The organism is Bacillus cereus G9842, assembly GCF_000021305.1.
GTDB classification, from domain to species: domain Bacteria; phylum Bacillota; class Bacilli; order Bacillales; family Bacillaceae_G; genus Bacillus_A; species Bacillus_A thuringiensis_S.
In genome coordinates this window covers 2,440,583-2,466,485 of sequence record NC_011772.1, presented here as the reverse complement: position 1 = coordinate 2,466,485, position 25,903 = coordinate 2,440,583, and the positions used below count along the sequence as shown (strand labels likewise).

Sequence of the window (25,903 nt, the reverse complement as noted above, 5' to 3'; positions counted from 1 at the left end):
TTATAAAGGGCGGTACGGTCTTACAAGTCTTTTCGATATAAGTTAATTACATCTTTTAAAGCTGCAGCTGCAGCACCTCGTGGATTAGAAGCCCCACCAATTGTAGTAACTTGTCCCATCGTATCTGTAAAGAACGTAATTCCTTTTTCGGTCCCATTTACTTTTGCTAACGGATGATCTTTTTCTATTTCGCACGGTTCAACATTTAAATTCACATTGCCACCCTCATCCTTATATATTGATGCTATTAATTTAATAATTTTATGTTGTTCCTTAGCATTTTGTATTTGTTGTTTTGTAACGTGCTCGATTCCTTTTATATGTATATCAGTAAGTGTTTTCTCTGTTTCCATTAAGCTGTTTGTCAAAAGTAACAATTTACACGCACTATCTGAACCACTTATATCTAATATAGGGTTTGTCTCAGCAATTCCTTTATTTTGCGCTTCTTTCAGTGCTTCTTCAAATGTCATATCTTCCTCATACATTTTCGTAAGAATATAATTAGTTGTTCCATTTAATATTCCTTCTATTTTTTCAATACTGCAACCGGCTAAACTAAATTGTCCGATATCTAGCGTCGGTAGTGCAGCGGCTGTTGCACCGCTATATCGAATTCGTACATTTACGTCTCTTGCTGCTTCATTTATTTCTCTCCAGTTTGTAACGAGTGCACCTTTTGAAATTGCTACTATATCCATCTGTTTCTCAATCGCTTGTTTCATATATTGTTTCCCTGGATTTCCATCTTTAAGATTTGTAACTGTTGATTCTACCAATACAGTACCACTTATGCTAGTTGTTGCACGTTCCTTCGGATGATACTCTAAATATTTTTCAATTGCAGCGGTACCGCCACCATACATCAATAAATGATGAAGAGATAAGCCGTCTTCATTATGTATTGCAATATTTCTTCCTAATACGCCACTTACAACTAATTGAATCCCATATGTTTCATATATATATGAATACTTTTCATTTAATAATTTTATAAACTCTCTGCCTACTGTTCCGTATCCTGATAATACAACTTGAATCTTCATAATATCCCCCCATATTTTTCTACCAAACCCCTCTTTCAATATAATATAAAGCGCTCTCGAATTCCATCGAGAGCGCTTTATTATTACTTATTTCGGTAAACGTGATAGCTTTTCAGCAATTGTTCTATAAAACTCTTGAATGCTAGAAAAACCTAACGAGTCTGAAACACTTAATCCTACCATGTCGAGATGATCCCAATTCGCTTTCGTTTCGATATGATTCCATTTTCCAACCTGTAATGACTCATGATTATTTACAGCAACATTAGAAATTGGTGCAATCATAGAATTGGTATTTACTACACCATCATTTTGCCACCAAGAAGTATCAACTAACGGACGGTTTTCTTCATATCTCGCATAAGAACCTAAGAAAAATGCATTCCCCATCAACACTTTATTCATCGTTATATGAGGCAAATGTAAACCTGTAATAGGTGCTGCTTGTGATGCATGTCCACTATAAGATAAGTAATAAACATCCGGTTGCGTCTTTACCCAATTATTTAACTCCTTTGCACCATCTGTACTTAAATCCCATTGACTTATATCTTTTGTATTTTTCCAAAGTGAACTATTTAGAATACGATTACTATATTGGAAAAAGGACTCTCCAGCAATCTTCTTTATACCCCATTGATCCAATTTAAAATCATATAAAGATAAATTATTGTTTCCTCCAAAGCTCGCAGCTGTAATGAGTAAATCTTTAACGAACGGCAGCAGAAGACTACCATCCGCAAGTGTTGTACCGTTGTGAGGGGTTGCTAATGTTGTAACACTATGAACATATGATTTTCCGCCTTCAAATAGTGGTGATATTTTGGTGTCTGGGTGATTTTTCGCATAATTCTTTTCTTCAAAACTACCTTCTTTTAATAGCTGTACTAATGTTCTAATCGTTTGTCCACCCATGCTATGCCCAACTAAATGAACTTTATTTGTTTCACTCCAATTCGGCGTAAAACCACTATAAGTTCTGCCAAAACGATTATGTCCATGTTTCTCAGCATGCGAGGCACCATAGTCTACTGTGCCACCGCTAATTTGCGCATACAATTCACATGCACGATCCCAGTTACTAGAAACAGGTCCAACAGCTGCGGTATGTACCGTATAACCATTTCGTTTCAAATCTTCCTGTATATCATGAACACCACCCCAATACTTTACGCCAAGCATTTCTTCTCTACCCCATCCAGCAAATCCATTCACCAATATGATAGGATAATTATTTGGTTGCCTCTCTTCAGCATATGATATTTTCGCTACGAATGAACATAAGGTCACTAATGCGAAAAAACATATTTTTAAAAATAACTTCCCCATACTTTCTCCCCCTAATAAAACGTTTACATTTTTCTTCTAAAAATTAACACAATGTTTTAACAACTTAAACATAATGTAAAGTATTTTATATACGTTGTATATATAGAAAACATATACAATTGTTGATAAATATTAATTCAAGTGAACATTTACTTTTTACAATACAACTTGTAAATCTGTTTATTTGAATTTATAATTAGATATAGTTTCCTCATGTTAAAAAAATTTAAAAACCATAAGAAAACTAATCTCATTGCTTGAAAAGGAGGAAAAAGCATGCAAATCGGATCAAATATTCATACATTATCTCAACCTACTAAAATAACTCCATCTACTCTTGAGCATAATACTATCTCTTCTACTAAACTGGAAAGTAAGAAAGTAAATGATCCTATCAAGTTTGATATTCGTTCATCTGAAAAAGAAATGAAACAGCCTGAGCATAAATTTAATGAATTAGATTTATGGAAGATGTTAAAGGATAAAGGTGTTCCTTTATGGATCATCCTTGAAATGCTACAAAAGGCTCGTAAAGAAAAAGAAGCCCAAAATAATTCAGTTCAAAATTCAAATGCGATTGAGGAAACAAACGAGACTCGATTAAATGAAGTAATGTAAAGCATAATATTTGATTGGTCTACAAACTAAAAAGAGTTCGGGGGTGATAAAGTTTCTATCAACCTCGAACTCTTTTTTTATGATTTTTCTCCAATCGTTACAAACTGGAAAGATACTTTTCCTTCCAAACCTTTAATTAGTTTTTTTACTTTAACATTTTCATTAACCAATGTATTATCTGTCGACATTTTAGGTTTTTCGTCACCTAGAGATTTTTTCAAATGAAGAAGATGCATTTTCATTTCATTTGCCTTTATTTCTTTATACACACTATTTTTTGCTACAATCATATACCATTCCGTTGAATATTTACGATTGTTACCTATCCAGGCATCACTATCGTATGTAACAGGAATCTCTTCCCCTCCTATTTTAATACTTTTCATAGTCTTATCGTCTTCACTTGTAAATAATAGTGACCCTTCTTTTGGGAATTTCGGTAACGTATCTATAATATAATTGGAGCCATTATCTTGTTTTCGAAAAAGTTTTTCTTTAATCAATGCTTGTGCTGTAGATTCATTTAAAATTAAGACATTTCCATTTCCAACTTCCCCTTTTTTCACAGAAAACACTTCATTTTCTTCCGTAATTTCCTGATAACGATTAATAATTGGTGAAATATTATTTTCATCTCCAATAATTAATACACCGTTTGCAGGAAATGAGTTGTCCTTTTTAGAACATGCACTAAAGCTTATTAAAAGTATTATAGTTAACATAAAAATAGTTAATATTCTTTTCATCACGATTCCTTTCATCATACAGTTCATTTTTCCACATACTTTAGTGTAGTCTTACAAGCTAATAAATTCTATTGCTCCATAACCTTATAAAGCTTTTGCAGGTAACGCCAACGGGTTATAAAGAAATATAAAACTTGTATACATATAAATGAAATTAAAATAACGATAGAGCTATTTATGATAGAAAAATCGACTAATTGCTGTAATGCTATATAAGCAACTACAGTATGAATCACTGCAACGAAAATTGGTAAAAAGAACATTAATAATAACTGCCTCGTTACAACTTTTTTCAACTCACCTTTACTTAATCCCATTTTCGAAATCATTTTATATTGCTGTTGGTCGCGATCCAAATCTGTATATAATCGGAAATAAATAAAACTAGCGGCGAATGTAAAGAAGACGATTCCAACTAAAATACTTACCATAAGTAATAAACCATTCTTTTGCTTTGCTTCCAACAAGTTTAATGTTAAAGCTTCAAAGTAGAAATCTCTGTCCCTAAGATTTTTATCGAATATACTCTTTAATTGATTTGAAATCTCTTTCGTTTTTATCCAATCATCTACAACAAATCCGTAAGTACGATATGGAATTTCTTTATTAACTGGGTCACTAGTAAGAGGTATTCCATCATATACCTGATCTTGAACAGCGATATAAATAGTTCTAGAATCATGTGGTAAAACTAAATTTTCTACAGCTTTTTTCACATGAAATGTCTTTGTCCAGTCACCTTGAATGACTTCTATATTCTTTTTATACTCGCCATTTTTAAATTCTTGTTTTTGTGATACGACTCCAGGAATTAATAAAATTTCATCTTCTTTTTCAATTGTTTCTTGTTGATAGCCTAGTGCTTTAGCAAGATCGTTGTATTCACTTAACTTCATTACATTTACGCCATTTTCTGTGTATATATATGAAGATGAAGCCATTCGATACGGAATATTAGCATCAGAAAGGTGTTTTTTTATAATAGAAAGATTTTTATTCAATACTTTGTCATTTTCAAAACTTCCATACAAAAATGTATACGGATTTGTCATCCTTACCAAATCCCTATTTCCAATTGCGGCCGTTGTACCAATTGCTGTAAATGCAACTGCTGAAACAATAGATACTATAAAAAACATCGTTGCATTATCTTTCATACGGTAAATTAATTCAGAAAATGTTAATATATTTGTTCTCTTTAAAAAGAAAGATTCTCTCCTTTTAGCAAGGTGCAGTATATACACGCTACACTGTGTATATAAAAAGTACGTTCCTATGATTACTAGAAGCACACCTATTCCAAGCGTAATAAAATTGGTACTTGGTATGAAGCGAAATACTGAAAAATATCCATACCCTATACTAATTAAAGAAAGTATCGATAATAAAACTGAAGATTTCGGTTCAGGTTTTGGCTTTTCCTCTGCTTGAATAAGTTCCACAAGTTCCGTTACTTTTATCATTTTAAATGTAAATAATGAAACAATTAAAAACAAGAAAAGAAATGTAATAACTGTTAATAATACAGCCTGCACTGGTATATAAAAAGGTAAACCATTATTAATCATTAATACACTTGCACTTATCAATAAGACTAGTTTAGAAAATATGAGTCCAATGAAAATCCCTATACAAATTGAACCAAGTCCAATCAACATATTTTCAATTAATAATAATTTCTTAAGCTGTCTCATTGACATACCTTGCATCATTAAAATACCAAATTCTTTCTTACGCGTTTTTAAAAACGAACTAACTGAATATAGAATGAAGAAAAATGAAAATACAAAAATCAATCCTTGCGAAACTGAAAATCCCAATGTACCAAATGCACTTATTGTTGCACTTGTCGATTTCAACTCACCTTGTAAATCAGGATGAAATAATAAAAGAGCATACGTAAAGAAAATCATAATAGAAAATGCACTACTTAAAAAATGGGCAGCATATGTACGCTTATTGCGAAAAATATTATTAAATGCGAACTGACGAAAAGTCATGCCTTTTCCCTCCTAACAAAGAAAGGACATCCATAATCTTTTGATAAAAAGTTTGCCTACTTTCACCACAATAAATTTCGTTATATAGTTGACCATCTTTAATAAAGATTACTCGGCTGCAAAAGCTCGCTGCATACGGATCATGTGTAACTAACATCATCGTTGCTTTTTCTTCTTTATTTAGAGTATCAAGCATCTCCATTACATCATTTGAAGATTTAGAGTCTAAATTCCCTGTTGGTTCATCTGCAAGTAACAATTGCGGCTTATGAACGATCGCACGAGCAATTGCTGTTCTTTGAGCTTGTCCCCCTGATATTTCAAACGTTCTTTTACTCAATATATCTATAATGTTTAATTTCTGTGCAATCTCTTCCACTCGTTTGTTCATATCTTGCACAGAAACACCATCTAAAGTCATCGGCAATACGATGTTTTCTTTTACAGTAAGTGTGCTAAGAAGATTAAATGATTGGAAAACAAATCCTAATTGTTTTCTGCGGAATAACGCTAATTCTTCTGATGATAATTGGAAAGGATTTGTACCATTAATAAATATTTCTCCCGATGATGGAGAATCAATAGTAGATACCATATTTAATAACGTTGTTTTCCCACTACCTGACGGGCCCATAATTCCTACAAATTCACCTTCTTGAATTGATAAATCAATATCTACTAATGCTTTAAAAGGTACTTTCCCTCTATATACTTTACTAATACTATTTGCCTGCAAAATTTCCATTTATATTCTCCCTTCATTTCCACCGCTCACTATAGAGTGTAAATGAATTGTCTTACAGCTCATATTGATTCATCTTTCATTTATCTTACACGCTTGTAAGATTTCTAAAAAAACTGATAACAAACCTATTTTCAATCTATAAACAAAGCATATCTATCTTATAATATTTGCATATTGGTTTGAATTACAATGCTATTTTCTAATCTTTATTTTATTAATATGAAAAGACCGATTTTTATCGGTCTTTTTACTTTCAAATATTATATTTTAACTGTTGTATGTAGTTAAAGCATATTTGAGTTACCCATTAAATACTATTTCACTTTATAATAACCTCTGCAAAAAAAAATGAGTGCTTCGGTTTCATTGCAATCAAAAACGAATTGTAAATATCTGAGGCGGAAATGAATGTGTTTATCCAACATATAAATAATAAAATTGATTTAATATTTCCTGATACAAAGAACGACATCATGGCAGGTACTACTGATAATACAATAATAGGCAAGCTCATAAAGACCCAAAATCTCGTTTTGGATAAGACTGCATTTGTATTTAGCCCAAAAAATCTTTTACTAAATGTTAAGCTAATATCCCCTTTTTTACTTATTACTAAAATGTGTAAACATTCGTGAATGATAAAGATTAAGGTACCTATGCGGGATAAAATGAATATAAAAAAGCTTAGAGTTTTAGCTCTAAGCTTTTTTATGATTTCGTATTAATTCCTTTTACTGCACAATATTTTTTATCCATTCAGATTTACTCAATACATAATGATTATATAGTTGATTTGCTATCTTGTGTTCACTCAAATAAGTAAACCCGCATTTTTTAATAACTTTATTTGATGGTACATTGTTAATTAAAGTAATTGCGTTAAGGACAATTAAATTTGTTTCTTTAAACAAATAGTCAATTAAGCCTTTAGTCGCTTTTGTAGCATAGCCATGATTTTGATGTTTATTTGAGATAGCATACATTATCTCTCTGTTTGGTGAAGGGAGTTCTTCTTTCATGCCTGTGCAGCACCATCCAATGCATTCATTTGTAGCTTCCTTAAATATTCCTAGCTTTAACATATGATTATCTATGTTATTCGTAGTTTTCACTGCCTCAAGAAATGCTTTGTTTGCTGGTATTTCATAATTTGCAATCCAATCCACCCTTTGTTCTTTCGTCGATTTCCAGTCTGGTAAAAACTTTTCTATTTCCGGTTGATTGGCTATTTTATAAATACTTTCTGCATCTTTGACCATAAACCCTTGCAAGTATATATCTCCACAATCTATTCTAAATAACTTAGTTGAACTCTCTTCTCCCATGTTAATTCCCCTTACTTACGTTATAACGCCTTTATCTGCTTCGTAAGTTCTATAAATCGTTCATCAAGTTCTTTATATTCTTTGTCGTTAGAAGTTAAAAAGCTTAATTTCCCTAATACTTCTTGTCTCTCTGTTTCTAACGTTAAACGTAGCTCTTCAATATTATCTCTTGTTTTAGTAGGTTCTTCTAGCTGCTTTTGTATCGTATTGTTTAAAAACACGAGTTTTATGTTAGTTGTTTTCTCTAGAAAATATCGATCGTGAGAAACAATTATTAATGTTCCGTTATACTCAGCTAATGTATTTTCAAGTTGTTCACGTGAAGGTAGATCCAAGTGATTCGTCGGTTCATCTAAAATGAGTACATCTTTTTCATCTAAAATATAAGCCATTAGCTTACATTTTACTCTTTCTCCCATACTCATATGCTCAATCGGCTCTTTCCATTGAGAAGCTTGGAACCCTAAATGTTTCATTAAATTTTGGACTTTTCCTCTTTCTTCAAACGTCTCTTTAAAAAATAAATCTTCTGGCGTTTTGTCCAGTGGCAAATCAAAAACCTCTTGTGTTAAATAACCGATGTTTGCAGATGGTGAAATCCATATTTCTCCTTCAGCAGTTTCCGCTCCCATAATCATCTTCAGTAATGTTGTTTTCCCGCTACCGTTTGGTCCAACAATTGCAACTTTCTCACCGTGCTGAATTGTAAAATTAACGTTTTCAAATAATGCTTTTCCATTAAATTCTTTTTTTAATTGCTTTACTTCTAAAAAGCGTTTTCCTACTTTTTTACTCGCTTGAATAGAGAACTCAATTGAATACTCTTCTTTCACACGTTCTACTTTCGTTTTCTCCAGCTCTTTTTCGAGACGTTTTCTTTTTGACTTCACTTGCGCATCCATTCGTTTCGCTTTTACACGATAAAACTCTTTAAAACTTTCTTGTTTTGTAGACTGCGCGTGTGCCTTTTGTGACCATGAACTTAATTCTTTTATATGTGTTTCTACTTGTTCTATCTTTTTTTGCTGCTTTTCATATTCTCGCTGCTGCGACTTCCTTCTTTGCTCACGTGCTTTCATGTAACTTGTATAATTACCACTATGGTCAATTAATTTTTTGTCCTCAATTGACCATATTTTTGTTGCGACAACATCTAAAAAATATCGATCATGCGATACAACGATAACTGTACCTTTCATATTTTTTATTTGTTTAATGAGAAATTCCGTACTCATTTCATCTAAATGATTTGTCGGTTCGTCTAATATTAAGACATTAGGATTTTTAGCAAATCCTTTTGCTAATCGAATTTTTAACTTTTCACCACCACTTAAAGTATGAAAATCGTTCGTTGGCACGCCCCATTTCGCAAGCAGTTCTGCTTCTTTTGCAATTACATCGTTACTAATAAAAGATTCTATTTCTTGCTCAACATATGCGGTTGTCATATTCATTTGCTGCCATTCAACAATCCCTTTTGAAGGCTCAATCTTTCCATTTATTAATTGAAGTAACGTTGATTTACCAGCACCGTTTTTACCAATTAATCCGATAACATCCCCTTGTTTTACTGTCACATTCATTTTCTCTAACAACATATTTTCTTTTATTTCAACATAAACATCATTTAATTTTAATAGTTCTTTCATAATACCGATCCCTTTCATTAAGGGAGAATAAAAAAATCCTCCCAAATAAATTTGGCAGGATTAGTCGTTAAAATATTTACACCCAAATAAGCTATTACGCAACATAAATAGCAATACCGTTGTATGGAAATCGGGCAGACTAATCCTATTTTTTAGAAATTGAAATTTATTGAATTTCAACATTTAAAAATAAGATTAGTTAATCATCGTCCACCCATCATTCCTTTCCCTCATTAGTAACCATATTGTACCATAATAGTACTGTATGAGTAAATACAATTATTTGTGCTGCTAAAAAAGATTGCTTTCTTTTAAGGTCTATTCATTATTTCTTCACTTCATATCGAACAAGTATCAGCCACATTTGTTGTACTACTTGCTTTAGCTTTCCCTAGCAATAAAATTGTAAGCATTCCCTCTTATATAAATTTTATATAAATTCATCATAAATCATATATTATACATACTAAATTTCAGTTCTTATAATAAAGGTATCATTTTTAAGGGGTGGTTCTACAATGGAATTTAGTAAACTAGGAAACAGTGGATTAACAGTAAGTAAAATCGCATACGGGAACTGGATAAACCATGGTGGAAAAGTAAACGAAGATACTGCAAATGATTGTGTAAAAGCCGCACTAGATGTTGGAATTACAACGTTCGATACTGCTGATGTTTATTCGGACACGATAGCTGAGGAAGTACTTGGCCGATCTTTGCAAGGTATACGCCGAGAAAGTATAGAACTATGTACAAAAGTATGCCATCCGACCGGTCCTGGAAAAAATGATCGTGGATTATCAAGAAAACATATTATAGAAAATTGTAATGCATCGTTAAAACGATTACAGACAGACTATATCGATATTTATTATGCACATAGATTTGATATAACAACTCCTCTTGAGGAAACAATGTTAGCTTTCTCAGATCTTGTAAGACAAGGTAAGGTTCTCTATTTAGGCGTAAGCGAATGGACATCAGAACAAATTACCCGTGGTGCAGCACTTGCACGCGAATTGAACATTCCATTTATCGCTAGCCAACCTCAATATTCGATGTTATGGCGAGTTATTGAAACTGATGTGATTCCAACATGTCAACGTGAGGGACTTGGCCAAATCGTATGGTCGCCACTTGCACAAGGTATTCTTACAGGAAAATATCAACCTGGTAAACCATTACCGAATCAATCGCGTGCTAACTCCGATGCTGGAAAACCGTTTTTTGACAAACTCGTGCAACGTTGGATGAGTGATGATGTGCTTACCGCTATCCAGGAAATTAAACCTATCGCACAAGAAATTAACCTTACCTTATCTCAACTCGCAGTTGCTTGGGTATTACAAAATCCAGCTGTTTCTTCTGCAATTATTGGTGCTTCAAATCCGGAACAAATAAGAGAAAATGTAATTGCTTCTAGTGTTAAATTGCAACCTGAAATTATGGATCAGATTGACAGTGTATTAAAAGGTTTCGCTGAGTATGATACTAGTAAAACAGGTTGAATCATGAGTAAGTTTTATCTATAAATAAACACCCCTTGCCAACTTCCCACAGCCCATCCTATAAAGATGGGCTGTGGGAAGTCATATAAACCTCTCTAACAACTGTTAAAAAGTTCTTTAACACGACAGACTTTTCATCCTTCCTCCATCCAGCATATAAATTTATTTCCGGTGTATTTTCTAGAATATCTTTATACATCACTCCTGATTTTTTATAGCTTTCCACCGAGGATGGAACGACAGAAATCCCCATTCCAGCTGCAACTAAGTTTACAATCGTTTGCATTTGAACTGCTTCTTGAACAATATTTAAACTTACCCCATATTTCCAAAAGTAACTAATAATTAAATCATAAAAATTTGTACCGAAATGACGAGGAAATAAAATGAATGGTTCCTCCACTAATGATTTGATTGAAATATTAGGTAACGAAACGAAAGGGTGATTTTCATGCAAAACCAACTTTAAACACTCTTCAGAACAAACTTCAGAAGATAATATTTCATTATTTTGCTCCGAACGAATAAATCCAATATGAATTTGTTTTTCGTAAAGCGCTTTTATTTGTTGGTCTGTTGTCATCTCACGTAATATGAGCTGAATTTTTGGAAAACGTTCTCGAAATGTTTTTAATATGCCTATAACTGTTTCTGTAGAATCGACAAAACCGATGATTAAATGCCCGATTTTCCCTTCATCTGCAAGCTGTGTTTCTTTAATCGTTCTATCTACTTGAAGTAATGTTTGCCTAGCACCTTCTAAAAAGACTTTCCCCGCCTCGGTAAGCTCAACCATCCTTTTTGTCCGGTGAAAAAGTTGAACTCCTAATTCTTCTTCCAATTTTCGAATTTCTTGACTTAAAGGCGGTTGTGCCATCATAAGACGCTCTGCTGCACGACTAAAGTTTAATTCTTCTGCCACCGTTATGAAATATTTCATTTTACGAATATCCATTTCAAGCCTCCTATCATTCGCAACTTCTATAAGATTCTATTTTTATTATAAAAAATGGTTCATGTATGTAGTCTTACATTTATTCTTATTGGGTTCATTTTGCCTCTCTTATCTATAGAATATTTCATTCTCCAATGTTATCAAGGGTACAAAACAAGGCTAAAAAACTTATCTCCAAAGTTCTTTAGCCTTGATTACTTTTTACACATTAAAAAATATTACTCGCACTACCGTACCTTTACCAACTTCTGAATGGATTTCCACACTATGTCCTAATTGTTTTGTAATTTCATATACAAGATATAGCCCCATTCCTGTTGATTCTTTAAAATCTCTACCGTTTTCTCCTGTAAAGAAAGGTTTGAATACTCTTGGTAAATCTTGCTTCGGTATACCTACGCCATTATCAGCAATTTCAAGTATAACGGTATTACCTTCCTTACAAGCTTTCATTTTAATCTTTTCTCTACTACCTGATGAATACTTAATCGCATTCGATAGTATTTGTCCGATTAAAAACTTTAACCATTTCACATCACTTTCTACAGTAATGTCCTTATCAATTTCAAGCTCTGGATATACAAAATTCCGTATAAAGAAACGTTTATGTTCATGTACCGAATCATTCACTATTTTATGTAGTTGTAACCTTTCTACATAAAAATCTTGTGTGAACGCTTCTAATCGTGCGACATATAGAGCCATTTCCAATCCCTTTTTTAATCGGTCTGTTTCCTCATTTATACTTTCAAAACGTGAATCTACTTCATCCTGTGTAATTAATTCTATTACAGATAAAGGTGTTTTCATTTGATGGATCCACTGATTCATAAAGGTTAAATGGTCATTATTTTTTCTCTCTTGTATTTGCAGCTGATTTTGATAATGTCGATATTGCACCTCAAGTAGTTCTTGAAGAGCAGCCGATACAGCTGCAAAATCAGATTTTTGAACAGATTCATCTAAAGATTGCATCGGGTTTGCTAGGCGCTCATAAAAAGAACGATGTGTAAAATAACGAAATACTAAATAACTTCCCATAAAGAAAACACCTAGAAACATTGCGTATAACGCCGTTGTAATATGATTATGCCCATCAAACCAATATACGAGAAATATAGCTAGTAGTTGAATTATGGTAAAGCAAATAACTGGTATATGATCACGTATAAACAACCTTATCATTTTTCTATACCATTATCCCAAGTAATGTGCAATCTATATCCAACACTACGAATCGTTTCAATCGCACCTTCTATATGTAACGTTTGTAACTTTTTACGCACACGTGTTGTATTTACACTTAATGTATTATCATCAACATAAGATTCACTATCCCATAATTTATTAAGTAACACTTCTCTACTCACAACACGCGGATAATTTTTCATTAATGTCTCTAATAAAATAGCTTCGTTTCTCGTTATATCAATTTCGTCGTTTCTAAGTTTCAATACAAGCCTTTCAGGATATAAACAAAGGCCTTGTTGCTCAATCATTCGCTCTTCTAGTTTCGGTGCATAATCTCCATATGCACGTCTTAAATGACTACGAATTTTCGCCACTACAACTTCATAATGAAAAGGCTTCGGAATAAAATCATCGCCACCGTTTTCTAACGCCATAACTTGATCCATCGTGCCTTCACGGGCCGAAATGAATAGTATCGGACATGTTGAAACTCCGCGAATTTGACGACACCAAAAGTACCCATCAAAACTCGGTAAATTAATATCTAATAAAACTAACTCTGGTTGTTCTTCTAAAAAAATGTTTAATACATTTTGAAAGTCCGATACAATAACTCCTTGATAACCATATTTCGCAACATGTGTCGATAATAGTTCTGCAATTTTCATATCGTCTTCTACAATCATAATTTTGACCATTATTGAACTCCTTTTTAATCCACAATCTCAAATATACTTATATAAAATAAATACTACCTCTTTTCACAAAATCAGTAAATTAAAAAAAGGATGCTTTTATACGAAAGTATCCTTTTTCGTCCCTTATCTATTTAATATGAAATTTACTAAAAGTAAATCCTAGTTTCTCCACATAATCCATTCCTAGTTCCATACGCGCTGTTTTCAGCGGATCCACAACTTGGCAAACTTTTAAATTACCTGCTGCCGATAATAAAAGCGTTGCATCAGCTTTAGACATTGCTAATTCTTCATGTAAAAATGTCACCATATTACGTACAGCACGATTTGCTGCATCATCTAACAATTTCTCTGAAGCAATCGTCATCATTTTTTCTTTTTGAATAGCCATTGGTAATGGCCATTGTTTTCCTTTTATCGTTTGAACTGTTACCGTTACCTCACCAGCAACCTCTACACCACTAACACCAATTTCACCATCACCCATTGCTGCGTGTAAATCACCTAATGCTAATAGTGCTCCTGGGACATTAACTGGTAGTAGTAGTGTTGTTCCTTCTTTAATTTCTTTACAGTCCATATTCCCGCCGTGATCATGCGGTGTGCCACATGAAATGCTCTCTTCTTTCGGTGCAGTACCAATTACCCCAATCATTGGATTAATCGGGATTTGTAGTTCACTTGAAAACAAAACATATTCATTATGTATTGGGACAATTTTCACTGTATTTTCATTTAACTCATCACCCATTACACCAAGGTTTGCACCTGTAGTTAAAACGCCCTGCTCTGCAATTTCAATTTTTTCAATCGTTACGACTAATATATCGCCAGGTTCTGCTCCTTTAACATATACAGGTCCAGTCGCTGGATTAATTCGGTTCCAATCTAATTCTTGTAACACAACATCTTCAGAATCGATTTGATTTTCAAAGCAATCATATGTTTCAAATACAAGACTGCTCCCAATTTCTACTTCCATACACGGCTTATTTTCTGGTGACATTGAGTAAATGATATGGTCTTTATGAATTCGATACATAATACCTCTCCCTTTTATATTTATCTACTATTACTAATTAGCTTTTTTTATACAAGCTCCTCTTAAAATTAAATGTTATTTTCATGTAAAAAAGCACGCAGATTGTTTTATAACATACACTCTTTACTATAACAGAAAGGTGGTATCACTATGCCCCTTATTCCATACAACGAAAGTGATGTTGATTTACTAGCTCGATTAATTCGTGCTGAAGCTGAAGGCGAAGGTCGCCAAGGTGAGGAGTTAGTTGGATGCGTTGTAGTAAACCGTGTATTTTGTGATTGCTTAGATTTTAAACAACTCCGTACCGTACGAGACGCTGTATATCAAAGCCCCGGCGGATTTGAAGCAGTACAATATGGATATTTTTATCAACGCGCTCGTGAATCAGAAAAAGAAATCGCACGAAAAGTTTTACAAGGTCAATGGCGCTGGCCTGCACGATGGGCTCTTTGGTATTTCCGTCCAGTTGGAGCTTGTCCGCCTGAATGGTATAATCAGCCATTTGTAGGACAGTTTAAAAGCCATTGTTTTTATGAACCAAGTGGTGATGAATGTCCGAAAATGTATTCACGATAGTAAAATTTGCAACGCAAGTACTTAGAAATTTTGGTACTTGCGTTGCTTTTAACTGTGTTTTAGAAATCTAATAGTGTGATGAAATTTTCTATGCCTACTACATGTATTAATAATGGTATACGAGGACCATTTGATTGATTCATAATGAGCTTATATATAATAGTGAATAATTGTTTTTGATTTTCTTTCATTATTTTTTTATTTTCATGATGACAAATCGCATATAATTGCTCCATTAAGTGAGAGTAATCTTTGTTAGAACGAAGTATATCGCAAACTTCTACTAACCATTCTTTCTGTCTTTCATCCAATGTGTTGTAAAACTCTGTATTTCTCTCTTGATTTACCGCAATTAATTTTTCAGATTGAAAATTTCTTATCCAATACTCTGTGCGATTACTCACCGCTCTCATTTCATCTAATGCATAGCTCCTATCTATTTTCTTTAATATCCCCTGTAAAATAGTTGAATCAAAATTTAATAATGGTAACGTTCCTGCTACTTGATTAAATTTCGGATATCCTTTAAACCCGATAGTAACTCTAGAAAGTTTAATTGCATCAAGTAAATCTTCATTTTTGAGCGTTTTATTTTCATAACTATCTTTCAATCGCTCATATTCTGTATAATTGCGAATCACATCTTCATCAAGACCGATATGAAAAGCTGCGTTTGGTCTATATTTTGCAAACATAAACAGAATTACTTCTGGTAAATACACTTTTAACAACTCACTAGGTGTAATACTATTTCCTGAAGAACTAGACATTTTTTCATGATTGCCTTTAATTCCAATAAAATCATAAGCAACATAATGAGGAGCTTCACGATTGAATATTTTCCTTGCAATTTCTTTTGATACATTATAACTACCCGTTTCTGCTGAATGGTCTCTGCCACCCGGCTCAAAAACAACCTCCTCTATCATCCATCTCATCGGCCAATCGATTTTCCAATTTAGTTTCATTTTATTTGTATTTAATACGGATAACTCTTTTTCATTTCCGCATTCACATTCATACCGGATTGTTTTTAATACTTCATCAAAATGTGTAATAGTTGTTGTATCTTTTCCGCATCTCTCACAATATAATGTAGCTGGATAAAAGCTCTCTCGCTCTTCTTCACTACACTCTCCAGTTTTAAAACCCATTAAAATATCATATATTTCTTTTCGTTTATACAAGGTCTCTAATATATTTTCGTTATATCTTCCGCTTCTATATTCATCATGTTGATAAATAAATTCTACTTCAATTCCAAATGCTTGAAGCGATTTTTCAAACTCTTTTTCAAAATGCTCCGCATACGAGTTATGACATCCATACGGATCTGGAATATCACAGTATGGCATACCAATATACTTTGCAAAAGATGGATCAATATTTTTTGGAACTTTTCTAAACCTATCATAATCATCCCACGAAAATATAAAACGAGTCTTTTTCCCTAAATCTTGAAGTGCTCTTACTACGAAATAAGTCGTTACGATTTCACGAAAGTTCCCAATATGAACAGAACCTGACGGACTAATTCCAGATGCACAAACAAACGTTTCTTTATTTGGATGTTTCCTAATTAATTCATGTGCTACTTCATACGCCCAATGCATATATTACTCACCTCAATTATTTTTTTGTTTTCTAATTTCCAGTTTTATGCAACAAAAAAACTCTCACCCCCAAGATTATTCATCTTGAGGACGAGAGTTGTTAGCTTCGCGGTACCACCTCAGTTTGTTAATATGTCACCATACTAACCTCTTCAGGTACGGCAAAATATGCTTATACCCTATCTCTATAACGGGAGAACCCGTCGCACCATCCCTAAATAAATTAGTTCCTTGCGCAGCTCCAAGTCTTTTTTCGTTAAGATGTATACCGCTCTTTCTCAGCTACCAGAGCTCTCTGTACGTATTCTTTCTTAACTACTCTTCTCTTCTATGCCTTAAATATTAGTTTTTTAATATGATAATTTATAACACTTTTATTGTCAAACTTTTCCGAATCGAAATCGTAAAATTATCTAAAAAAATTCTTTATCGCTTCTAATTGAATTTTGTGGCTACACTCATCACAACAATATGCCCCTTTTGGTTTCTCTTTAAATCGCTTATATTTTTCACTACCTTCGTAAACACGAAATATATTCTTACAAGAAAAGCAAACAATTTCATAAAACATCATATGCATTTTCCTCTCCTTGTTTATACACTTTTTTAATCACTTGTGAGAAGGTCATTTTTCTACATTATAAATTTTAATATCCTTTGACTAAAAGGTTTACCTCTATTCTTATCGAATTATATTAATATCTTATAACGCGAGGTGAACATCTTGTTCAGTAATATAGAATTAGTTTTAGATGCTAAAGCAAGTTTAGCTGAAGGACCATGTTGGAATGAAAAAAAGCAACTTTTATATTGGGTTGATATTATGGAGAGAAAATTATGCATATACAATCCTACCGCTAATACGAACCGAGTAATTGCTCTCAATCAACAAATTGGCTGTGTTGTTCCATATTTAGAGGATGTACTACTCTTAGCTATGGAAAACGGCTTTTATTCTATTAATGTAAATACAGAAAAACTGACACATATTTTTGACCCCGAACAACATTTAATAGAAAATCGTTTTAACGATGGAAAATGTGATCCCGCTGGTCGTTTCTGGGCAGGTACTACAGATACATACGGTATTAATGCTGCAGGTTCCTTATATTGTTTACATAATAATTTGAGTGTAGAGAAAAAAATTTCACATGTAAATACTTCAAACGGAATGGCTTGGTCACCTGATCATACATACCTTTACTTTATAGATACACCTACTAAAAAAGTGGTTCGCTATCAATATAATATACGTACTGGAGAAATTCATAATCCAAGTGATGTAATCATTTTCTCTGAAAATGACGGTCTACCTGATGGTATGACAATTGACGAAGAAGGTTGTTTATGGATTGCACATTGGGGAGGTTCAAAAATAACTAGATGGAATCCCTCTACTGGAGAACAAATATTAAGTATTCCAATTCCTGCGTTATATGTAACATCATGTACGTTTGGTGGGCCTAACTTAACTGATTTATATGTTACAACAGCCAGAACAAGAATGACGGATGACGAATTAAAACAGTATCCACATGCTGGTGGTATTTTTCGAATTCAAACAAATGTTAAAGGCTGCCCCACCTATTCATTTTGTAATGAAAATATTGGAACTGACACAATATGAACCGTATCGATTACATAAGACAAGAAGAAAAGGAATATCACGATCTTTGCTATGAACAATATAAACTATTTGAAACTGGATCTTGGCTTCACAAGCCGGTTAAAACAGTTATGGATTTAATGGACTACTTTGAAGAGAAAAACAAATTACAAGTGCTTGATCTTGGCTCTGGCGTCGGTAGAAATAGCATTCCAATTGCACAAAAGATTAAAAATGCTAGCGGAACTGTTACATGTGTTGATTTACTTGATTCCGCTTTAACAAAGCTACAAATTTATAGCAAAGAACATGACGTATTCGAGGTTATAAAAACAGAACAAGCAGCAATTGAAAACTATCATATTAGATCTAATACTTATGACTATATCGTTGCAGTATCAAGTTTGGAACATGTCAAATCAGAAGAAGATTTTAAAAATGTACTCCAATCTATGAAAAGAGGTACAAAAAACGGCGGTATTAATTGTTTAATTATTAACTCTAACATACAAGAAATTGATTCAATAACGAATGAAGAATTAGAAGCTTTAATTGAAATTAATCTTTCAACCGAAGAAATGATAAGTGCTTTAAAAAGCATTTATAAAGAATGGAAAAAACTAAAAGTTGAAATAAAGGAATTAGCTTATAATATAGTTCGTAATGAAAGACACGTTCAATTAAAAACAAATGCCATTACGTTTGTCGTTCAGAAATAACACTATAAAAAGTAAGAATATTTCCTCATATATTCATAGGAATACCCTTACCTTTTATTTTGTTATTAGTTTTCGCATTATCTAAAATATAATTTTCATTCGAAATACTACTCAGCTATTAATTGAATTCATTAACTGGAAGAAATATTCCACTTCATGAGTCTCATTCAATTTATACCATGAATGAAGTGTATCCGGCGCAAATACATCTAATTTCCTTAATACTTCCATGGCAAATTCTAGAGGTGCTACACCCGATGCAGTAATAAGATTTTCACTGGATGCTACAGGTCCTACTTCATAAAAATTTTCTCCTTTATAAGTAGGACAAACCATTTTCATATAATCTAAATTATTACTTGTGTGATTTATAGAATCCAAGTAACCGTAATTTGCAAGACCTATAGTTGCACCGCAAATGGCAGCCACAATTGTACCAAGCCTTAAGGCTTCACCAACTTTTTTCAAAATAGGTTTATGTATTTCTTCACTCCAAGTATTCCCTCCAGGTAAAATTAATAGATCGTTACTCTCAAGGATACATTCATCTAGGGAAATATCCGGCTTTATATTCAAGCCCCCCATTGAAATAATCGTTTCTTTATTTATTCCAACTGTTACTACTTTAAAAGGCGCTACATCTTTTTTGAAATATCTTCCTGTATTAAGTTCAGCAATTAAATGTCCGTATTCCCAATCAGACATCGTGTCAAATACATATAGATATGCTTTTCTTGTTTGCATTCAATAACACTCCATTCATATACTACAGTTTTAAATAAAAAAAGTACTCTTTTCAAGTTTAACATTTTATGCAATATTTATGGTTTAAAATTCCAAATAAAAGAGCACTTGTTTCCGCAAGTGCTCTTTTCGGGGATTTTGAGATACCCTATTAACGAAAGTTAAGGTTACTTAAAGTTAAGAGGTATTTATACTATATGCTTGTCCTTTATATTTGTGCATAATCAATATATAAATATCTTTAGAAATATTTAAAAACTTTTATTTATAGTTCTTTCTGGCATTTTATCATTAAGAAATTTATTGAAGGTTTATTCTCCATGTTCTTATTTGGTTCATCAATTTCGGAAACTTGTACTAGTCCATATTTATTAAAATCTCGTTTTATAGATTCAGAATTATAGAAGAACATTTTTATGCCTTCCATTATTTCGAAATAGTCTTTATCCAACTGTTTCCCCTTCCCAAACATTGGGGCTTTTTGAGAAACAGTTGTGAAAACCATATATCCACCTGGTTTTAGCTGATTATAACAACCTTTAATAAATTGCTCTCTCTCTTGCTTATTCAACAAATGTAGAAGTGCATGACTATATATACCCTCATATGATTTGTTATTAAAAGGCATCTCATTTACCGAACCGTGATAGATACTAATATCTTCTAGGCCATTTTGCATTGCTAAATTAATGGCTGTTTTTGAAATCTCAATACCTGTTACATTTATACCATTATCGATAAAAACCTTTGCATTTCTTCCATATCCAATACCAGGAACTAATATATCCTTAACGTTCTTTTCAAGGAAAAAATCTTTTGTACAAATTGCAGATTCTGTAGGTTCAAATCCCCACATCGTTTGTTTTTCAATAAAACTTGATTCCCAAAATTCCATTATGTATCTATCTCCTTATTTTCAATCCATTTTTAGTATCAAATTAAAAGCATTTTTGTATTTGCTATACAGTTTTTTCTTCTACTTATACCACTTACCTTAGTCATCGTAGCTCCATTGAATATAGCATAATAATAAGCCCATATCTAATATAAAGATTGGTTAAAAATCTACCCTATTTTATTAATCCTTACGTTTATAGAAAATAAAAAAACAGCCAATATTTTTTTGGTAGTATTGGCTGTTTCTCATGAGAAATTATCTTTTTATATTGTACCGATCTAATACTTTTTCTAACATTTCTAAAGTTATTGGTTGTGCTTCTTTTATTAATTGATAACCAATACGCCCATTCGGTTCCGCTGTAACTTGCTGTAAACTCTTTACGTCATGAATCCCTTTTTCTCTTAATTGCATATAAAGTTGTTGTTCCGACATTTTTGCCTGCATCAAATTCTCTTTTACAATCTCTCCGTTTTCAACAATTATAATGCTACTTCCATTTAGGAATTGTTCCACCTTCCTTGATTTCAATTCAAAGAAATGAATGATAAGTAATATGCTTGCAAATATGATAGCCGCAAATATAGATGGGACTACTTTTCTACTTAATACAGGTTCTACAATAATACGGCCAATTGATACAACTATAATGATTTCAGCTCTTGTCATTTGGCTGGCAGATGTACTACCTGTCATTTTCAAAACAATTATTCCAGTAAAAGTTAATATAATACTTTCCAAAATTATATTCATAACTACCCAATCCTTTAATGGTGTATTTTACTATCATTCCCATTAAAGGTGTGTTTTACTTACCTATTAAGTTGTTAAATCCTTCAGACCATGATGGAAATAAAGGTATCCAACCATACTCTTTACGTGCCTTATTATTGGAAGCTCCTCTTTCCCAACTATTTTTCCCATCTTGAACTTTAGGCTGAGGTGCCCCTATCGCTGCTGCATATATTGGTAACCATTCTTTACTAGTTGCTGGATAATTATCTACAATATTTACGATTCCTGAAGGCCAATTAAGGGCTAGCATAGTAGCTCTTGCAGCATCTTCAACATGTATAAACGAGCTTATCCCGTCTGATGCGATAATTTCATTATTACCATCAGAAAGTATACATATTTGTCCATTAGTTTTAAGAGCTTTTTAAAATGCATGAAATCCACTATTTGTAGCAGAACATTCGAAACCATAATTATATGTTTCTATTATTTTTTCTTCTGAATCATATATGTTTTTCGCACCAAAATTCTTTGCAAAATCTCTTCTATTTTTATTAGGCTCAACAACATCCACGTGCTCAACGCCTACATAGTATTTTAAGAAATAACAAGCGAGTAAACCAATAACTCCCATTCCAGTTATAAGTACTTTTTCATCCTGTTGCGGGTTTAGTTTCAATACTCCTTTAGCGGCATCACACGAAAGAATAGATAATAAAGCAACTTTAGGTTGTATAGAACTAGGCACTCGAATTACTTTATGCCCCTTAACTATCCCTATTGTTTCATGTCCATAAAAAAAAACTACTTTATCGCCTACGTTTACATGTGTTACTTTATTACCAACTTCAATCACTTCACCATAACTTTCATATCCAGTTTTTCTTGGATAAAAAGGATTCGTATCCGTAACATCGGATCCATTATACTGTGGTAACTCGGCCCCAATGCTTATAGCTCCTGCAATTGTTTTAACAATAATTTCATCGTCCTGTATGGATCTAATTTTACCCGGTTCCCACTTAAGTTGTTTCGCACCTTCTAAAACTAACTTATACTGTTCCATTCATATCCTCTCACTTTATAAAAATATATTCTCACTAAATTTCAAACAATGTATAATAGATTCATCCAAAATTAAAGCTATAACGTTGGCTAGCACCCAACAGTGATAACATGATAATTGAATTTGATGGATATAGAATAAACGAGTATGTTATTGGCCGTAACTGTTCTATTAACGAATTAATAACGATGTATTTAAATGTAAGAAATGAAGAGATATCTAATGAGGATCTGCTACGCTTATTTTGTGTACGATATTATTACAAAAAAAATCCAAAGTTACTACAAGAAGACGTCACTAGCAATGTTGTCATTGATTTAGATACGGACTATATTTATATCCCAAATAGATAACAGTAAACTAGATTGATTAGTATTTATGATTCAGCTAAATGTTTAATAAAATAAGTAATTGCCCAAATTAATGTAGCAAATTGAGTGACAAAATACATTGTCCATTCAAAGCCAGTCAGTTTTCTCTCTCGTTTAACCTTCTTTAAGTATCTGTAAAATATGAGTGTACTTAAAAACATAAGTAACAATGATAATTGCTGTAAATCATCGACTATACGTACCCCCATAGACTCCATCGCCCTCCTATTCAAAATAAAAGCTATACTTTAAGAGTATCATTAATTGGTAGTTTATTTCCATTTTAAACAATTATGTCATAAATAAAAAGAGCACTCAGCTATTGAGTGCTCTAAAAAATATTAATTAAACTCAGTTCCTTGTAATGGTTACATGTAATTCCCCTTACTTTTTATAACTCAGTTCTATTACTTGTGGTATATACTTACTATCATATTTTCTCGTATAGATTTCTCCATCTGGAGTAACTAATTGTAAAACAATCTCACCACAAACCCCATCTAGTATTTCAAATTCACCTTGTGCATTTGAAATACTGCGTTCCTTACTTTCTTCAATTGAATCTTCATATATTTTCACATTAGATATAGGTTCGTTATTTTGATCTACGATAATACCTCTTGAATACTTACCAACCGCGATGCATTGGTCATCTTTTTTATAATATTTAGTCACAACTATAGCTCCAATTATTATAGCGGCACACACAAACAAGAGAATTATTTGGCGCCTCACAACAAACCTCCTAATTCAAATTATTCTTTTCTAAACTGAAAATTCAAGTGTCTTGATTGGTTGATTTCCTCAATTACTTTACGAATACCTTCTTCAATCTTATCTTCTTTTACATTCGAAACATTTAACTTTAACAGTTTTTCTTTAGGAAAATTCCTCATATAATTCTTATCAATAGTATCGACACTTATTTGCATGTCACCTAATTTTTGTATAAGTGTTTCTGTAACTGTGTTTTTCTGCATTTCTAAACAAGTGTGTATTCCAAATGTGTTTTGTCTATTATATGTAAATAATGATTGATCTTCATTTTGCACTTTTTCTAATGTTTCTGCTAGTTTTATTGATCTATTGTAGTAGGAAGAATTAATTTTACTTTTATGACGTTCAAACATACCGCTCTTTATATAAATTTCTAAAGCCGCTTGAGAAATCATCGGACTATCAATATCTAGTATCTTTTTGTATGTATAGAAAGCATTTGCAATGGATGGTGGGATGACTGCAACTCCAACCCGTAAACCAGGAAAAATAATCTTCGAATAACTTTTCAAATATATGACATGACTACAATTATCCAAGCTATATAACGGATCTGCTTTTGAATCAGTTTCTAAATCTGCTAAATAATCATCTTCCACTATAAATACATTGTATTTCTTAGCCAATAGTGCGATTTTTTCTTTCTCATCTTTAGAATAAGAAGTTCCAAGCGGATGATGATATCTCGGTATCGTATAAAAGAATTTTATTTTTCCAGTTTGAAATATTTGCTCCAATTCATTCAAATCGATACCTTCATTCGTACGTTTAATACCGATTACAGGAACTTTATTTATTTCTAGATAATCAATATATAGATGATATGTTGGCTGTTCAATTAATACAGTTTCATTTCCATTCGGAAATGGTATAGAAGTTAATATAGCAAGCGCCTGCTGCACACCTGACGTTATAAAAATATTGTCTTCTTTCGTGAACACTTGATAATTTGCCAACTGTTTTTGAATGACTGGAATTAAAGATGGTAACCCTTTCGGTGTTCCGTATACGAACAAATCATTTTTATAAGTATCAATAGCCTTATTAATGCAATGCTGAAAATCTAAATATGGGAAAACATCTGGATCTGGTGCTGAAGAAGCGAAATCAATTATCTCGTTATTTTCTATGGTACTCCCAGATTTCTTAACAACGTAGTATCCACTTTGAGGGACAGAATATATAATGTGACGCTTTTCTAATTCATGAAGCGCACGTATAACTGTTGCCTTATTACATTCATATTGCGTAACGAGTGACCGTATAGACGGTAATTTCTTCCCTTCTTTTATTTCTCCATTTTGAATCATATTTTCTATGTCATTTAAAATATGTAAATACTTATACATATTACACCTCCTCCAGCAATTCTATATTTAATTACATCGGTTCTCTATTCATATAGCATTCATTCCTCAATTAGTTAATTTTCCGATCATCTATATCGTAAATCCCAATAGCATATGAATCATTTTCAATCCATTTCTTTACTGCTTCTGTTTTAAGTACCCCTTCAACTTCTTTTTCTATTTTCTGTCCAAGTTCTCTCGCCCCTACTTCATCATCGCTAAGCTTAGTTTTTATATCAATGGTAACAGGTTGATTCTTTTTATAATTTATTTGCTGAATACCAAACCCTTCATATCCATTTTTTCTGAATACGTCATCAAATATATGTCCAAAAACTTGATTCCATCTACTCTCTGCCTTTACAACTTCTCTATTTCTTTGAGTTATATTGATTTTATAAGACGTTACACCTTGTATCACCAATCTTTTATTAATATCATTTTTTATTTCGTTACTATCTTCGCTATCAGCAATCTCTAAATCTAATATTCTTTCTTTTTCATCTCTTATAGCAGCACTAAAAAAAGATTCCTCCTTTACCGCGGCGCTGTAGCAATATCCATCACTATAGACTCTTCACTTTTAGCATCTTC

At 32.6% G+C, this 25,903-nt stretch carries 25 protein-coding genes, 4 pseudogenes and 1 other annotated feature; of the genes and pseudogenes, 6 read left to right on the top strand and 23 right to left on the bottom strand.

Going from position 1 to position 25,903, the window contains the following annotated elements; translation table 11 throughout:
* Positions 1 to 20: 20 nt before the first annotated feature.
* A complete protein-coding gene (locus BCG9842_RS12250; protein ID WP_000701760.1) occupies positions 21 to 1,046 on the bottom strand; it encodes a homoserine dehydrogenase in 1,026 nt (341 codons plus the stop codon).
* 87 nt (positions 1,047 to 1,133) lie between these two features.
* Positions 1,134 to 2,375, bottom strand: a complete 1,242-nt coding sequence (locus BCG9842_RS12245) for an esterase/lipase family protein (protein WP_000517058.1) — start codon at positions 2,373 to 2,375, stop codon at positions 1,134 to 1,136.
* Between the two features lie 276 nt (positions 2,376 to 2,651).
* On the opposite strand from BCG9842_RS12245, the gene BCG9842_RS12240 reads away from it, so the two are divergent.
* Positions 2,652 to 2,993, top strand: a complete 342-nt coding sequence (locus BCG9842_RS12240) for a DUF3914 domain-containing protein (RefSeq protein WP_001165517.1) — start codon at positions 2,652 to 2,654, stop codon at positions 2,991 to 2,993.
* Positions 2,994 to 3,070: 77 nt separating this feature from the next.
* On the opposite strand, the gene BCG9842_RS12235 is transcribed toward BCG9842_RS12240, so the two are convergent.
* The 6 genes and pseudogenes from BCG9842_RS12235 to abc-f form a co-directional block, all read right to left on the bottom strand.
* The gene (locus BCG9842_RS12235) at positions 3,071 to 3,754 is read right to left on the bottom strand and encodes a lipoprotein BA_5634 family protein (RefSeq protein ID WP_231130553.1); all 684 of its coding nucleotides are present in this window, start codon (positions 3,752 to 3,754) and stop codon (positions 3,071 to 3,073) included.
* Between the two features lie 53 nt (positions 3,755 to 3,807).
* Complete coding sequence (locus BCG9842_RS12230) at positions 3,808 to 5,739, bottom strand: ABC transporter permease (RefSeq protein ID WP_000144144.1); 1,932 nt, start codon at positions 5,737 to 5,739, stop codon at positions 3,808 to 3,810.
* The gene (locus tag BCG9842_RS12225; RefSeq protein WP_000404444.1) at positions 5,714 to 6,484 is read right to left on the bottom strand and encodes an ABC transporter ATP-binding protein; all 771 of its coding nucleotides are present in this window, start codon (positions 6,482 to 6,484) and stop codon (positions 5,714 to 5,716) included. Before BCG9842_RS12225 ends, BCG9842_RS12230 begins: the two co-directional genes overlap by 26 nt.
* Before the next feature lie 314 nt (positions 6,485 to 6,798).
* Positions 6,799 to 7,160: pseudogene (locus BCG9842_RS29730) on the bottom strand (DUF3267 domain-containing protein); the annotation flags it as partial.
* 55 nt (positions 7,161 to 7,215) lie between these two features.
* Entirely contained in the window at positions 7,216 to 7,809 is a 594-nt protein-coding gene (locus tag BCG9842_RS12215) for a GNAT family N-acetyltransferase (protein ID WP_000503550.1), read from the bottom strand.
* A 20-nt stretch (positions 7,810 to 7,829) separates the two neighbouring features.
* Positions 7,830 to 9,458, bottom strand: coding sequence for a ribosomal protection-like ABC-F family protein (gene abc-f, locus BCG9842_RS12210; RefSeq protein ID WP_002082721.1), 1,629 nt, complete (start codon positions 9,456 to 9,458; stop codon positions 7,830 to 7,832).
* A 518-nt stretch (positions 9,459 to 9,976) separates the two neighbouring features.
* On the opposite strand from abc-f, the gene BCG9842_RS12205 reads away from it, so the two are divergent.
* A complete protein-coding gene (locus BCG9842_RS12205) occupies positions 9,977 to 10,966 on the top strand; it encodes an aldo/keto reductase family protein (protein ID WP_000395976.1) in 990 nt (329 codons plus the stop codon).
* Positions 10,967 to 11,024: 58 nt separating this feature from the next.
* Here the strand turns inward: BCG9842_RS12205 and BCG9842_RS12200 are convergent, their stop codons facing one another.
* The 4 genes from BCG9842_RS12200 to BCG9842_RS12185 form a co-directional block, all read right to left on the bottom strand.
* The gene (locus BCG9842_RS12200) at positions 11,025 to 11,921 is read right to left on the bottom strand and encodes a LysR substrate-binding domain-containing protein (protein ID WP_000354655.1); all 897 of its coding nucleotides are present in this window, start codon (positions 11,919 to 11,921) and stop codon (positions 11,025 to 11,027) included.
* 201 nt (positions 11,922 to 12,122) lie between these two features.
* Positions 12,123 to 13,106, bottom strand: coding sequence for a sensor histidine kinase (locus BCG9842_RS12195; RefSeq protein WP_025989039.1), 984 nt, complete (start codon positions 13,104 to 13,106; stop codon positions 12,123 to 12,125).
* Complete coding sequence (locus BCG9842_RS12190; protein WP_000238995.1) at positions 13,103 to 13,810, bottom strand: response regulator transcription factor; 708 nt, start codon at positions 13,808 to 13,810, stop codon at positions 13,103 to 13,105. The genes BCG9842_RS12195 and BCG9842_RS12190 overlap by 4 nt, the downstream gene beginning before the upstream one ends.
* A 127-nt stretch (positions 13,811 to 13,937) precedes the next feature.
* Positions 13,938 to 14,852, bottom strand: a complete 915-nt coding sequence (locus BCG9842_RS12185; RefSeq protein ID WP_000285670.1) for an acetamidase/formamidase family protein — start codon at positions 14,850 to 14,852, stop codon at positions 13,938 to 13,940.
* A 150-nt stretch (positions 14,853 to 15,002) separates the two neighbouring features.
* Here BCG9842_RS12185 and BCG9842_RS12180 point away from each other — a divergent pair, with 150 nt between their 5' ends.
* Positions 15,003 to 15,431, top strand: a complete 429-nt coding sequence (locus BCG9842_RS12180; protein WP_001128402.1) for a cell wall hydrolase — start codon at positions 15,003 to 15,005, stop codon at positions 15,429 to 15,431.
* A gap of 59 nt (positions 15,432 to 15,490) precedes the next feature.
* On the opposite strand, the gene lysS is transcribed toward BCG9842_RS12180, so the two are convergent.
* Together lysS and BCG9842_RS29725 are read right to left on the bottom strand one after the other, a co-directional pair.
* A complete protein-coding gene (lysS, locus tag BCG9842_RS12175) occupies positions 15,491 to 17,044 on the bottom strand; it encodes a lysine--tRNA ligase (RefSeq protein WP_000558610.1) in 1,554 nt (517 codons plus the stop codon).
* An 83-nt stretch (positions 17,045 to 17,127) separates the two neighbouring features.
* Positions 17,128 to 17,384 (bottom strand) — a binding site (T-box leader).
* Between the two features lie 69 nt (positions 17,385 to 17,453).
* On the bottom strand, positions 17,454 to 17,624 hold the full coding sequence (locus tag BCG9842_RS29725; protein WP_000551042.1) for a DUF2197 domain-containing protein: 171 nt from the start codon (positions 17,622 to 17,624) through the stop codon (positions 17,454 to 17,456).
* A 144-nt stretch (positions 17,625 to 17,768) separates the two neighbouring features.
* On the opposite strand from BCG9842_RS29725, the gene BCG9842_RS12170 reads away from it, so the two are divergent.
* Both BCG9842_RS12170 and BCG9842_RS12165 read left to right on the top strand, forming a co-directional pair.
* Positions 17,769 to 18,671 (top strand): SMP-30/gluconolactonase/LRE family protein, encoded by a 903-nt coding sequence (locus tag BCG9842_RS12170; RefSeq protein WP_000492426.1) that lies wholly within the window; start codon positions 17,769 to 17,771, stop codon positions 18,669 to 18,671.
* Complete coding sequence (locus BCG9842_RS12165) at positions 18,668 to 19,369, top strand: class I SAM-dependent methyltransferase (RefSeq protein WP_001079445.1); 702 nt, start codon at positions 18,668 to 18,670, stop codon at positions 19,367 to 19,369. The genes BCG9842_RS12170 and BCG9842_RS12165 overlap by 4 nt, the downstream gene beginning before the upstream one ends.
* Positions 19,370 to 19,480: 111 nt before the next feature.
* Here the strand turns inward: BCG9842_RS12165 and BCG9842_RS12160 are convergent, their stop codons facing one another.
* The 5 genes and pseudogenes from BCG9842_RS12160 to BCG9842_RS31595 form a co-directional block, all read right to left on the bottom strand.
* Positions 19,481 to 20,113, bottom strand: a complete 633-nt coding sequence (locus BCG9842_RS12160) for a type 1 glutamine amidotransferase family protein (RefSeq protein ID WP_001194778.1) — start codon at positions 20,111 to 20,113, stop codon at positions 19,481 to 19,483.
* A gap of 265 nt (positions 20,114 to 20,378) precedes the next feature.
* A complete protein-coding gene (locus BCG9842_RS12155) occupies positions 20,379 to 21,008 on the bottom strand; it encodes a class I SAM-dependent methyltransferase (protein WP_000397583.1) in 630 nt (209 codons plus the stop codon).
* A gap of 258 nt (positions 21,009 to 21,266) precedes the next feature.
* Positions 21,267 to 21,764 (bottom strand): DUF421 domain-containing protein, encoded by a 498-nt coding sequence (locus BCG9842_RS12150; protein WP_001021412.1) that lies wholly within the window; start codon positions 21,762 to 21,764, stop codon positions 21,267 to 21,269.
* Positions 21,765 to 21,819: 55 nt separating this feature from the next.
* A pseudogene (locus tag BCG9842_RS31600) lies at positions 21,820 to 22,125 on the bottom strand (hypothetical protein); the annotation flags it as partial.
* Positions 22,126 to 22,173: 48 nt separating this feature from the next.
* Positions 22,174 to 22,812 (bottom strand): annotated as a pseudogene (locus BCG9842_RS31595) (zinc-dependent alcohol dehydrogenase); the annotation flags it as partial.
* Positions 22,813 to 22,922: 110 nt separating this feature from the next.
* Between BCG9842_RS31595 and BCG9842_RS29710 the strand changes: the two are divergent.
* Positions 22,923 to 23,165: a hypothetical protein gene (locus BCG9842_RS29710; RefSeq protein WP_015945790.1), complete on the top strand. Its 243-nt coding sequence runs from the start codon at positions 22,923 to 22,925 to the stop codon at positions 23,163 to 23,165.
* Between the two features lie 23 nt (positions 23,166 to 23,188).
* On the opposite strand, the gene BCG9842_RS12140 is transcribed toward BCG9842_RS29710, so the two are convergent.
* From BCG9842_RS12140 to BCG9842_RS12125, 4 genes and pseudogenes are all read right to left on the bottom strand, one after another.
* Positions 23,189 to 23,392 (bottom strand): hypothetical protein, encoded by a 204-nt coding sequence (locus BCG9842_RS12140; RefSeq protein WP_000538969.1) that lies wholly within the window; start codon positions 23,390 to 23,392, stop codon positions 23,189 to 23,191.
* 175 nt (positions 23,393 to 23,567) lie between these two features.
* Positions 23,568 to 23,918, bottom strand: a complete 351-nt coding sequence (locus tag BCG9842_RS12135) for a hypothetical protein (protein ID WP_001254186.1) — start codon at positions 23,916 to 23,918, stop codon at positions 23,568 to 23,570.
* 20 nt (positions 23,919 to 23,938) lie between these two features.
* Positions 23,939 to 25,309, bottom strand: a complete 1,371-nt coding sequence (locus tag BCG9842_RS12130) for an aminotransferase-like domain-containing protein (RefSeq protein WP_000280114.1) — start codon at positions 25,307 to 25,309, stop codon at positions 23,939 to 23,941.
* A 70-nt stretch (positions 25,310 to 25,379) separates the two neighbouring features.
* Positions 25,380 to 25,873, bottom strand: a pseudogene (locus BCG9842_RS12125) (DUF4030 domain-containing protein).
* Between the last annotated feature and the right edge of the window lie 30 nt (positions 25,874 to 25,903).